Below are 11,688 nucleotides of genomic sequence, written 5' to 3' on the forward strand. Positions count from 1 at the left end.
TGCTGGTGGCTATAGAGAAGTGGAAATACCCAGCTCCATTCCGAACCTGGAAGTCAAGCACTTCATCGCTGATAATACTGCACCTTTCAGGTGTGGAAACGTAAGCCGCTGCCAGCTTTGAGTATTTGTGCTAAAAAAGATTTGCATCTTTTTCAGGGACAAATTTTATTTACAGGCTTAGTTTTAGACATCATCAGATGTTTAACCCTAGGCCTTTTTTATCTCTCTTTTCTTTCATTACAACATCAATTTTATTATTTTTAACATATATTAGTTATTTAAAAGTCACATCATATACATATTCTAAAAATTATGAGACAATTCACCTGAGAAGCGTAAATATTATAATATAATAATTGTTTATAGAGACTATTTAGGAGAGTTCGTTTATGAGTTGGTTTAAAAAGAATAATCAGGAAGATGAAGCAAAATTACATGCATTAGATATGAATTATGCTGTGATTTCATTTTCAAACAGTGGTACGATATTAGATGCTAATCAAAATTTTGTTGAAGCTTTAGGATATGACAATAAAAGTGAATTTGTTGGTCAACATCATCGTATATTTTGCGATAAAACATATGTGAATACACAAGAGTATGAAGAGTTTTGGACTTCATTAAACAAAGGTCAGACAAATACATCTGAATTTCGTAGAATCCGTAAAGATGGTAAATCCATTTATATTCAAGCTTCGTATATTCCAATAAAAAACAGCAGTGGTAAAGTAATAAAAGTTGTGAAATTTGCACAAGATATTACTGAAAAGAAGTTAGAATCACTTGATTATGAAGGCCAACTTCAAGCGATCAGTAAATCTCAAGCAGTCATTGAATTTAATATGGATGGTACGATTATTACAGCCAATGATAATTTTTTAAATACCTTGCATTATGAACTTAAAGATGTGATGGGAAAACATCATCAAATTTTTTGTGAAAATACGTATGTCAATTCAAATGAGTACAAAGAGTTTTGGAAAAAATTAAATCGTGGTGAGTTTGATTCAGGAGAATATTTACGTTTAGGAAAAAATGGCGAGAGAGTTTGGATACAAGCAACGTATAATCCTATTTTTGATATTGACAATAAACCCTTTAAAGTTGTGAAATATGCAACGGATATTACAGAACGAAAAAACTTGATTTTTGATATTGATAAGAAAGTGCACACACTTACGCAATCATTGGATAATTTATCAACGGCATCAACTTCAATGTCCAAAGGGGCAGAAGTAACCATGCATGGTTCTCAAGAAATCACTGTTTCAATTACGCAGATGAATGAAGCGGTTTCTGCATTATCTGAAAAAATTGAAGCCATGGTGAGTTCTATTGGCAGTATTGCATCTGCTTCCTCACAAGGTGAAAAAGTAGCCAAAGAGGCTCAAGAACAATCACAAATTACAACTGAAGCGATGACCAGATTGAATAATGAATCAGAAAAGATTGGTGATACCATTAATGTGATCACGCAAATTGCATTTCAAACCAATATTTTATCGCTGAATGCAGCGGTGGAAGCAGCCACAGCAGGTGAAGCTGGAAAAGGGTTTGCTGTGGTTGCACAAGAGGTTCGAAATCTTGCAACACGATCAGATGAAGCAGCCAAACAGATCACAGCCGCAATTGAACTTATTCAATCATTGGTGAAAGATTCATTGGGTTCAATCAATAAAATTGACAGCACGATTGCAGAAATTACAACCATGTCAGGACAAATTTCAAGTTCTATAGAGGAACAACAAAATATCTCGAATGATTTGGCCAGTACTGCATTGGAGACAAGTCAAGGGGTGAATGAAATCACCAATACAATGAAAGATGTTTCAAACAGTGCTGAAGAGAGTGGGGTTCAATCTCGCGAGACAGCCACAGCAACAGAAACTTTGATTGAAGTCTCCTCTGAGCTTATTGAAATACTTAAAAAACTTAAATAAACTATTTGCCATTATGGCAAATAGTTCATATCTTAAAAATAGTCAGCAATATTTATTGCATACCAAATGATAAAAAAATTTAGAATAAAAATCAGCATCGATGAAATGCGTGAAATGATTTTCTCTTTTTGTGTGCGTTCTTGATTGTGCCTTTTTAAAGCAATAAACATGTGAACAATGGTTGCAATAATAACAATAACAACCAAAAAGAGTTTTTGATACAAAAGCATGCCCAAATCACTTTGTATAAATGCCTCATTGAATAAAACAGAAGAGATACCGTGTTGTGTAAGTAGTAAAAGTCCAGTAATGAGAAGTAATGTTATCCAGATAAGTTGGAAATAACCATAAAAAGGACCAATGTGTGTATAAATGGTTTTTTGGATTTTTGGATCTTTAAAATATATTCCCATACCAAACAACAACATGCTGCCACCAACCCAAGTGGCAGCAGCGATGATATGAATAAAAAGAAGTAAGTTAGTTGTCATCTCTTGTTTCTAAAATTTCAATAGAGACGATTTTGTCGTTTTGTGCAATGGCATCTAATGCAATAAAACTCTCTTTGTCATCCTCTTCTATACCACCAAATACTGTGTGGTGACCATCTAAGTGTGGCGTTGGTACAAAACAGATAAAGAATTGGCTTCCACCTGTGTTTGGTCCTGCATGAGCCATAGAGAGGCTTCCTCTGTTATGCACTTGTTTGTCGGCATTGGTTTCACAAGCAATTGACCAACCTGGCCCACCCATACCTGTACCATCTGGACATCCACCTTGTGCCATAAACCCAGCAATAACTCGGTGAAATTTTAAGCCATCATAAAAACCATCTTTTGCTAATGTTGCAAAGTTTGAAACAGCAATGGGGGTTGACTCTGGAAAGAGTTTAATCCAAATGGTTCCATTTTCAGTTGTAATTTTTGCATATTGAAATCTATTGAGCTCTTCAGAGGGTAAGTTATACTCTTTTAACTCTTTTTTAAATCCAAACATTTTAATTCCTTTTGTATTTTCTTGGTGGAATTATACATATTTTCTATTAATACTTTTTTATAATACACCATTATATGTGATTTTTTATTGATGCTCATCAAGTTGGGGTTTGAGGTAATCGAGTTTAACTAAGCTTTCAATCACTTTTTTAAATACAGGAACCGCAGATTGAGAAGCGTATAAGTAGTACCAATATTTTCCACTGGCACTGGGGTTGACAACGGTTACACCAATAGTGTATTTGTGCTCTTTATCATTGGCAAAACCAAAGAAAGAGGAGATATATTTTTTTTGATAACGTCCCTTATCGGCAATTTGTGCTGTTCCTGTTTTCCCACCAATTTCTAAGCCAGCTACAGCAGCATTTTCTCCCGTACCTTCTTTCACCGTTTGAATGAGCATACGCTTAATGGTTTTAGCAGTTTTTTCAGAGATGACGCGTTTTGTAGGTTGAGGATTGAAAAAAAGTTTTTCATTATCTGATGTTAAAACATGTGAGACCAGTTTAGGAGTAGTCATGTTTCCTTGGTTGTTAAAGACACTGTAGGCTCTTATAGCTTGCATGAAAGTAGAGGTCATCCCTTGACCATAAGAGACCGTGGCTTTAAAGACGTTGTCCTCTTGCTTATCTTCACCTGCTTTAAATTTGTAGACTTCAGGAATATAGCCTGTTTTTTCATTGGTCAAATCAATCCCTGTTTTTTCAGTAAATCCAAAAGACTTCATGCCATCAGAAAACTCTTCTCCTGAGAGACGTTGCACGAGTTGTAAAATTCCAATGTTGCTTGAATAGACAATCACATCATCGAGTGTCAGATAATTTTTCGTAAAGCGGTGATCATCTTTAATCGAGTATCTCCCCAGTTTGTATCGCCCACGGGGGAACTCTCCTTTTGAGTTTTTGCTTCCTTTGTTAAAAGCAAAAAGAAGTTCATTCTTTTTTGCACGATCTTTATCCAAGACCATCGCTAAGGCAACAGGTTTAATGATCGAACCTGGCTCAAATGCGTACTCAACAGCATTGACTTTTAAGTAAGGAATCTCCTCTTTTTTAATGTCTTCTGGATTGAATCGATTGGATGTGGCCAAGCTTAAAATTTTACCGGTGTCACTCTCCATAATCGATACCATAATCTCATCGGCAGTGAATTTTTCTTTATAATAATCAAGTTGCATTTCAATGGTTTTTTGCAGTTTTAAAGGGATATTTAATACAATGGAAGCACCATCTTCTCTGTTTTTAATGATAGAATTTTTATTAAAAGAGATGTAAGAAAGCACATCACGTTCTCCTTTTAGAATGCCATCTTTTGAACTGTTTAAAATGGCATTGTAGCTGCTCTCTAAACCTTTTATCCCAGTTACTCTTGTTTTCTCATTGTTGCTTTCATATTTTCTGATATATCCCACAACAGGTGTTAATGAGTTTTGGTATGAGTTGATACGTTTTTCACCACTTTCGATGATATCTAAACCTTGAAGGATTTTATTGCCATTGATTTTGATGGCTTTAAAGACATCCAGTCGTCGAAGTTTATAGCTGAGCTCTTTAAGATTTTTTGCAGATCGTGAATCAATGTTATATGACAATACCAAACTGCCAGGGTGTTTTAAGGAGTCGTAAACCTTCTTTTTAATTTTGGCTTTTGGAATATCGCTGTAAATAGAAAAGAGATTAATAAAGAGTTCTTTTTTATCTTCATTTAAAAATCGTGTATCAATAGAGGCCTTATAGAGCTTTTTAGATGAAGCGATTTTAAAATTATCACTGCTGATAATATCGCCACGTACGGCCAACTCTTTTTTTGTGGTCTCCAATGAGGGTAGGCGTCGCTGTTTTTTAGTGGAGTTAAAGACTGAAATAATGAGTAAAACAAGTAAAAAAATGAGAAAGAAAAAGAGAATGGCTATTTTTTTTGTTTTCGTGATATTTTCTAAATTATTTGTTTGATTTGAAGACATATTTATCCATAATATAATATAATAAGCAAATGAATTCTACCAAAAAAAGTATTAAATCAAAAACAACCACGCTGTTACAACCCGATTACTATTTGTTTATAGCAGCTTCTATTTTAATCCTAATTAGCATACTTTTTTCTTATTCACTTTCTGTGTATACGGTAATTTATTTTGATTACAGCAATTTTCATTTTTTCTTGCGTCAAGCATTTGTGGGATTGCTCTCTATATTGATCATGTGGATCATGGCACAGTTTGACCCAACCAAATGGGTAAAGCCGATTAGTATGGCATTTTTCATACTTTTTTTCTTAATTATGATTATCATGCCATTTCTGCCAAGTTCTTTAGTAACTGCTTCAGGTGGAGCAAATCGTTGGATACGACTGCCTGGTTTCTCTCTTTCTCCCGTAGAGTTTTTTAAAATAGGGTTTATCTATTTTTTAGCTTGGAGTTTTAACCGTCGTGTGTATGACCAACCTACAAAAATGAAGTGGAAAGATGAGATGTTGCTCGTACTTCCATATTTTGGAGCATTTTTAGTGGTGGTATTCATTGTGGCATTTATGCAAAAAGATTTGGGGCAAGTGGTACTGATGGGGGCGATTTTATTTATTCTATTGATGTTTGCCAATCGAAGTATGAAGTTTTTCCTCTCTTTAGGGTTTGCAGGTATCATTGCTTTTGTGGGTTTGATTTTAGCAGCACCTCACAGAATTGTTCGAATACAAAGTTGGTGGAGTATGGTGCAAGACAGTATTTTATCCTTTTTACCCACCGCCATTGCCAATGAGTTACGTATCAAAGAGTTTCCTGAACCATACCAAGTTTCGCATTCACTCAATGCCATTTACAATGGGGGGTTAAGTGGTACAGGTTTGGGGGAAGGTTCGATTAAATTGGGTTTTTTATCAGAAGTACACACGGACTTTGTATTAGCAGGTATCACGGAAGAGTTAGGTTTTATTGGGTTTGCTTTGATTGTTTCACTCATCGGTTTTGTGGTGTTTCGAATTTTACGTATCAGCAGACGTTGTACCAATCAAATTGATCATCTGTTTACCTTGGGAATAGGCTTAATGATTATATTTTCATTTTTAATCAACTCATATGGAATATCGGGTATGATTCCAATTAAAGGGATTGCTGTACCCTTTTTAAGTTATGGGGGAAGTGCGCTATTAAGTGTATCCATAGCCGTGGGATTGGTGTTATCCATCAGTCGAACAGTGAATCTAAAATAAGGGATTACATGAAAATAGATAATATTGTCATCACGGGTGGTGGAACAGGCGGACATTTAAAAGTAGCAGAAGCATTTATTAATGAACTGTATGAAAGAGGCTTGAAAGCGACTTATATTGGCTCAAAAAATGGGCAAGATAAAGAGTGGTTTGGTCCACACAACCGAAAACTGAAAAAAGCCATCTTTTTAGATTCGTATGGTGTTGTGAACAAAGGATTTTTTGGGAAAATCAAATCTTTAATCAATATCATCAGACTCTCTTTTGAATGTAACGACATGTTTGAAGATAAAAATATTAATAAGGTCATCTCAGTTGGAGGATATTCTGCTGCTCCTGCAACGTTTGCTGCCATTATGACAAGCGGCTGTAAACTCTATATTCATGAACAAAACTCTAAAATGGGAAAACTCAATCAACTCACCTCTTTTTTTGCAACTGAGCTGTTCTCTTCATATGATGCAAAATCAAAAGTTAAAGATTACCCAGTAGATAACAAATTCTTTGATAACGCTCGTGTTCGAAGTGCTACTCGAGCAGTGATCTTTTTAGGTGGTTCTCAAGGGGCAAAATCAATCAATAACTTTGCATTGAGTGTCGCTGAAAAACTTCATATTATGGGCATTAAAATCATTCATCAAACGGGACGAGCAGATTTTCAACGTATTAAAGAGAAGTATCAAAAACTGGGAATAGAAGCAGATGTTTTTGATTTTTGTATGGACATTGAAAATAAAATGAGTAAAGCTGATTTTGCAGTGAGTCGAGCAGGAGCCTCAACTTTATGGGAACTTGCAGCCAATGCCTTACCGACACTTTTTATTCCTTTCCCACATGCCGCACAAGATCATCAATACACCAATGCTCTTTTTTTGGTTGAGAAAAATATGGCCTATATGAAACGTGAGAGTCAATTGAGTCAAGAGTATTTTTTTGAGTGCATCCAACAAGACAATTATGAGATGTCAAAACGTTTGGTGAATTCTATTATGAGTGATTCTATTAAACTCATGCTTGATTGCATTTTAGAGGATCACTAAGAGCAACAAACCAAACAAAATTCTATAAATACCAAAGGCCACAAATGTAAAGTTCTCTAAAAACTTTAAAAAAAGTTTGATGGTCAAATACGCTACAATAAATGAAATGACAAATCCCATTGCTAAAACCATTAGGTTTGTGTGTGTAAAGTCATTGTAGTGTTTCAGTAAATCATAGCCTGTGGTTGCACACATGACGGGGAAGGCTAAAAGAAATGAGAACTCTGCACTTGCTTTTCTTGTAAGTCCTACAAACATCGCTCCAAGAATGGTTGCACCTGCTCGGCTTGTTCCAGGGATGAGTGCGGCTATTTGAGCCAAACCAATCAAAAGTGCTTGTTTGTATGAAACATTTTCAACATCATCAATAAAATGCTCTTGCGGTTTATAGTAGCGTTCAGCAATTAAAAAGATGATTCCCCCAATAATAAACATCGTTGCAACCACTTCAACACTAAAGAGCATCTTGATTTGTGAAGAGAAAAGAAACCCAACTGCTCCAATTGGAATAAATGCAAGGATTAGTTTTTTCCACAATTCAATATGTTTTAGAGTGAATTTACTGGGATAGTTTAAAATAACAGCTAAAATAGCTGCAAATTGAATGATGACTTCAAAGGCTTTATTCACAGATGTTTGTTCGAGGTTTAAAAACTCGCTGGCAACGATTAAATGCCCCGTTGATGAAATAGGCAAAAATTCTGTGAAGCCTTCGATGACTCCTAATATAATTGAATCAGATATGGTCATTATAATCCTCTTTTTTTAGTCAGTTGAAAAAATCGTTTGAGTGCACGTTTCTCTTTATAACCAATATCATAGTCAATCATTTTTAAATACTCTAAAATATGTTGTTTCGATACACCTGAACGTTGTGAATAATGCTCTAGGATATACTGTGGGATTTTGATGAAACGTTTTTTAAATGGTTTCATTACTTTATATAACAGTTTTCCATGTTTGTTGTAACAAAGACGTGCAAAAACAAATGGAAGGTTATATTTGTCTTGCCACGCTTTGGCTAAGTCAATAAAACTCTCTTTATCATTTTCATGGTAAAACTTCAAGGCTTTATCTCCGATAATGACTTGACCTTCGAGGTTTAAAACCTTTGCTAAAGCATTGGAAGTATCACTTTGATAATCTTTTGTGTATTCCCCTGGTACAAGCAGTACAGAACGTACGTTGCTTCGTGCAATGATTCCTAAGTCTAAAGCTTTTTCAGTTCGTGAAGCAATCGATGAAATAAATGCAGAATGTACTTTTCTTTGTTTAAATCGTTTGTTAATGGCTGAAGGATACGATTTTTGATATTCGATGATGGCTTTAAGCTGATTTGATTTTATACTCTTTTTTAAAAAAATATGAACGGGAAGAAGATTGATAAAATCGATTTTGGCAAAGTTCATTTATGATTCCTAAAACTAAAATTATTTTGGATATAATAGTAAAAATTTAGTAAATAAGGGGTTAAAATGGTTGAAGTAGAGTTTCTTGGACCGATTAATAAAGAAAAATTAACATTGGATATTTCAAACCTCTCGCAATTAAGTGAACTGTTAAAAGAAGACAATGACGTCGTTGAATGGTTAGATAAATGTGCTGTTGCAGTGAATGATACGCTGGTTTCATCTAAAGATATGAGTCTGAATGATGGAGATAAGATTTCACTTCTTCCTCCTGTATGCGGTGGATGAGAATGAACAAATTAGAACTTTTTGATGGAAGTCTACCTGTTGAAGAGATTACCAATGCTTGGTACAATGAATTTAAACTCTCTAATTATGGTGCTATTATTACTTTTGTAGGTGTGGTACGAGACGAAGATGGAATTGATGGTCTTTCATTTGATATCTATGAACCTATTTTAAATAACTGGTTTAATGCCTGGCAAGAGAAAGCCAATGCACAAAATGCCATTGTGCTTATGGCTCACTCAAAAGGGGATGTATTGAATCATGAGAGCTCATACATTGCAGCAGTGTGTTCCCCAAAACGAAGAGTAGCACTTGAAATGATTGATGAGTTTGTAGAAGATTTTAAACAAAGTGCGCCTATTTGGAAGTATGATATTATCAATGGAAAAAGAGAGTATGCACTTGATAGAAGTACAAAAATAAATGGTGCAGGGATTTTAAACTGATGCGTGTTGATTTGCATAACCACACTCATTTTTGTAACCATGCCAATGGAAGTATGCAAGTGTATGTTGAAAAAGCAATTGAAAAAGGGATTGATGTTTTTGGTTTTTCTGAACATGCCCCAATGGATTTTGATCAACACTACCGATTGCCATTAGAGAAAAAAGCAGAGTATGAAACTGAAGTAAAACGACTTCAAGAGATGTTCTCAAATGATATTGAGATTTTATTGGCATATGAAGTTGATTTTATGCAAAACGTTCCAATGCTCGATGAAATACTCAAAGCCAAAGTTGATTATCTGATTGGTTCGGTACACTTTTTAGATGGTTGGGGCTTTGATAATCCTGAGTTTATAGGAAGTTATGAAAACAGAGATATTGATACCATTTGGCAAGAGTATTTTAATACCATTGAAGCAATGGCAAAAGCCAATCTCTTTGATATCGTAGGGCATTTAGATTTAATTAAAATATTTAAGTTCATGCCTAAAAAAGAGATTAAAAGTATTGCAAACGGTGCTCTTAAAGCCATAAAAAATGCCAATATGGTCGTAGAGATAAACCCTGCTGGTTTACGAAAACCAATTGGGGAAACCTACCCTTCCAAAGAGCTTTTAGAAGCATGTTTTGAGCTGGATATTGCTATTACTTTTGGTTCAGATGCTCATGAAATTGCACAAGTAGGCTTTAAATATGAAGAGGCTAAAGCATTAGCCCAAGCTGTAGGATATACTAAAGCGATGCGGTTTAAAAACCGTGACAGAGAATTGTTTATTTTTTAAACAGTTTAAATTTGAAACAAAAATAAAAATTCTGAAAAACTGTATAAATTTTATACATAATTTAGGAAATTCTTTATGTTTGTTTTGATATAATCATCCAAACAACTTTATAGGAGATATTACCATGGGTAAATTTGTTAACAATACTGAAGAATTTTTCAAATATTGTGAAGAAAACGAAGTAAAATTTGTAGATTTAAGATTTACAGATATGAAAGGTATGTGGCACCACTTGACTTATATGATGAGTGCTGTAAATGAAGAAAACTTAACAAATGGTATGCCATTTGACGGTTCTTCTGTAGATGCATGGCAACCAATTAATAAATCTGATATGATTTTAAAGCCAGATGTAGAGACTGCATTCTTAGATCCATTTACTGCTGATTCAACCATTGTTGTATTTTGTGATGTTTATGACATCTACAAAGGTCAAATGTATGAGAAATGTCCACGATCTATTGCTAAAAAAGCATTACAACACTTATCTGAGTCTGGTGTGGGTGACGCTGCTTACTTTGGGCCAGAAAATGAATTCTTTATTTTTGATGATGTTAAAATTGTTGACTCAATCAATGAATCATACTACAGAGTTGATTCTGATGAGGGTGAATGGTCAGACAACACTGATTATGAAGTAGGAAATGTTGGACACAGACCTAGAACTAAAGGTGGTTATTTCCCAGTTCAACCAACAGATTCAATGGTTGACTTAAGAGCTGAAATGATGCAAGTATTGGAGCAAGTAGGTTTAGAAGTTGTTTTAGGACACCACGAAGTTGCTCAAGCACAAGGTGAAATTGGAGTAGTATTCTCAGACATCATTGGTGCAGCAGATAATGTTCAAAAATATAAATATGTTGTAAAAATGGTAGCTCACTTAAATGGTAAAACAGCTACATTTATGCCAAAACCTTTATTTGGTGATAACGGAAACGGTATGCACGTACACCAATCAATCTGGAAAGAGGGTAAAAACTTATTCTACAAAGAGGGTGAGTATGGTAACCTTTCTGATACTGCTAGACACTATGTGGGTGGTATTTTCAAACACGCTAGAGCAGTTGCTGCGTTTACTAACCCTTCAACGAACTCTTACAAAAGATTAATTCCAGGATTTGAAGCTCCTTCAATCTTAACGTACTCTTCTCAAAACAGATCGGCTTCTTGTCGAGTTCCTTATGGAGCGGGTGAAAAAGCAACAAGAATTGAGATGAGATTCCCAGATTCAACTTCTTGTCCATACTTAGCATTTGCTGCTATGATGATGGCGGGGCTTGATGGTATTGCTAACAAAATTGAACCAATTGGTCCAATGGATGAAGATTTATTTGAAATGCCATTAGATGAAATCAGAGAGAGAAAAATCCCTCAAATGCCTCACACATTAAGAGGTTCATTAGAAGCACTTATCAGAGATAACGACTTCTTAAAACCAGTATTCACTCAAGATATGATTGATACTTACCAACACTACAAATTCGAAACTCAAGTTTGGCCAGACGAAGCTCGACCAACTGCATTCGAATTTAAATCAACTTACTCTTGCTAGTCAGCTGATTATAATTTAAAAAGCCCACC

Annotated in this window: 12 protein-coding genes and 1 rRNA gene; 8 read left to right on the plus strand and 5 right to left on the minus strand. The window is 34.9% G+C overall.

Annotation, left to right across the window (positions count from 1 at the left end):
- Position 1: 1 nt before the first annotated feature.
- A 5S ribosomal RNA gene (gene rrf / locus CRV04_RS08935) occupies positions 2-117 on the plus strand.
- A gap of 272 nt (positions 118-389) precedes the next feature.
- Positions 390-1,940: a methyl-accepting chemotaxis protein gene (locus CRV04_RS08940; RefSeq protein WP_128996507.1), complete on the plus strand. Its 1,551-nt coding sequence runs from the start codon at positions 390-392 to the stop codon at positions 1,938-1,940.
- Positions 1,941-1,972: 32 nt separating this feature from the next.
- Here CRV04_RS08940 and CRV04_RS08945 read toward each other — a convergent pair whose 3' ends face one another.
- The 3 genes from CRV04_RS08945 to CRV04_RS08955 all read right to left on the minus strand — a co-directional run bounded on the left by CRV04_RS08945 (position 1,973) and on the right by CRV04_RS08955 (position 4,898).
- On the minus strand, positions 1,973-2,431 hold the full coding sequence (locus CRV04_RS08945) for a hypothetical protein (RefSeq protein ID WP_128996508.1): 459 nt from the start codon (positions 2,429-2,431) through the stop codon (positions 1,973-1,975).
- Positions 2,421-2,936 (minus strand): peptidylprolyl isomerase, encoded by a 516-nt coding sequence (locus CRV04_RS08950; protein WP_128996509.1) that lies wholly within the window; start codon positions 2,934-2,936, stop codon positions 2,421-2,423. Before CRV04_RS08950 ends, CRV04_RS08945 begins: the two co-directional genes overlap by 11 nt.
- Positions 2,937-3,020: 84 nt before the next feature.
- Positions 3,021-4,898 (minus strand): peptidoglycan D,D-transpeptidase FtsI family protein, encoded by a 1,878-nt coding sequence (locus CRV04_RS08955; RefSeq protein ID WP_128996510.1) that lies wholly within the window; start codon positions 4,896-4,898, stop codon positions 3,021-3,023.
- Positions 4,899-4,927: 29 nt separating this feature from the next.
- Between CRV04_RS08955 and CRV04_RS08960 the strand changes: the two genes are divergently transcribed.
- Complete coding sequence (locus CRV04_RS08960) at positions 4,928-6,142, plus strand: FtsW/RodA/SpoVE family cell cycle protein (protein ID WP_128996511.1); 1,215 nt, start codon at positions 4,928-4,930, stop codon at positions 6,140-6,142.
- An 8-nt stretch (positions 6,143-6,150) separates the two neighbouring features.
- Positions 6,151-7,182, plus strand: a complete 1,032-nt coding sequence (locus tag CRV04_RS08965; RefSeq protein ID WP_128996512.1) for a UDP-N-acetylglucosamine--N-acetylmuramyl-(pentapeptide) pyrophosphoryl-undecaprenol N-acetylglucosamine transferase — start codon at positions 6,151-6,153, stop codon at positions 7,180-7,182.
- Here CRV04_RS08965 and CRV04_RS08970 read toward each other — a convergent pair.
- Both CRV04_RS08970 and CRV04_RS08975 read right to left on the minus strand, forming a co-directional pair.
- Positions 7,168-7,932 carry an undecaprenyl-diphosphate phosphatase gene (locus CRV04_RS08970; protein ID WP_128996513.1) on the minus strand — a complete coding sequence of 255 codons (765 nt, stop codon included), beginning with the start codon at positions 7,930-7,932 and terminating at the stop codon, positions 7,168-7,170. The two genes, CRV04_RS08965 and CRV04_RS08970, sit on opposite strands and share 15 nt — an antisense overlap.
- On the minus strand, positions 7,932-8,591 hold the full coding sequence (locus tag CRV04_RS08975; RefSeq protein WP_128996514.1) for an MqnA/MqnD/SBP family protein: 660 nt from the start codon (positions 8,589-8,591) through the stop codon (positions 7,932-7,934). The genes CRV04_RS08970 and CRV04_RS08975 overlap by 1 nt, the downstream gene beginning before the upstream one ends.
- A 66-nt stretch (positions 8,592-8,657) precedes the next feature.
- On the opposite strand from CRV04_RS08975, the gene CRV04_RS08980 reads away from it, so the two are divergent.
- The 4 genes from CRV04_RS08980 (at position 8,658) to glnA (ending at position 11,659) form a co-directional block, all read left to right on the plus strand.
- A complete protein-coding gene (locus CRV04_RS08980) occupies positions 8,658-8,879 on the plus strand; it encodes a MoaD/ThiS family protein (RefSeq protein ID WP_128996515.1) in 222 nt (73 codons plus the stop codon).
- A 2-nt stretch (positions 8,880-8,881) separates the two neighbouring features.
- Complete coding sequence (locus CRV04_RS08985) at positions 8,882-9,325, plus strand: molybdopterin synthase catalytic subunit (RefSeq protein WP_128996516.1); 444 nt, start codon at positions 8,882-8,884, stop codon at positions 9,323-9,325.
- Complete coding sequence (locus CRV04_RS08990) at positions 9,325-10,107, plus strand: histidinol-phosphatase (protein ID WP_128996517.1); 783 nt, start codon at positions 9,325-9,327, stop codon at positions 10,105-10,107. Before CRV04_RS08985 ends, CRV04_RS08990 begins: the two co-directional genes overlap by 1 nt.
- A gap of 124 nt (positions 10,108-10,231) precedes the next feature.
- Positions 10,232-11,659: a type I glutamate--ammonia ligase gene (glnA, locus tag CRV04_RS08995; RefSeq protein ID WP_128996518.1), complete on the plus strand. Its 1,428-nt coding sequence runs from the start codon at positions 10,232-10,234 to the stop codon at positions 11,657-11,659.
- Positions 11,660-11,688 lie beyond the last annotated feature (29 nt).

The sequence above is a fragment of the Candidatus Marinarcus aquaticus genome (assembly GCF_004116335.1).
Classification (GTDB): Bacteria; Campylobacterota; Campylobacteria; order Campylobacterales; family Arcobacteraceae; genus Marinarcus; species Marinarcus aquaticus.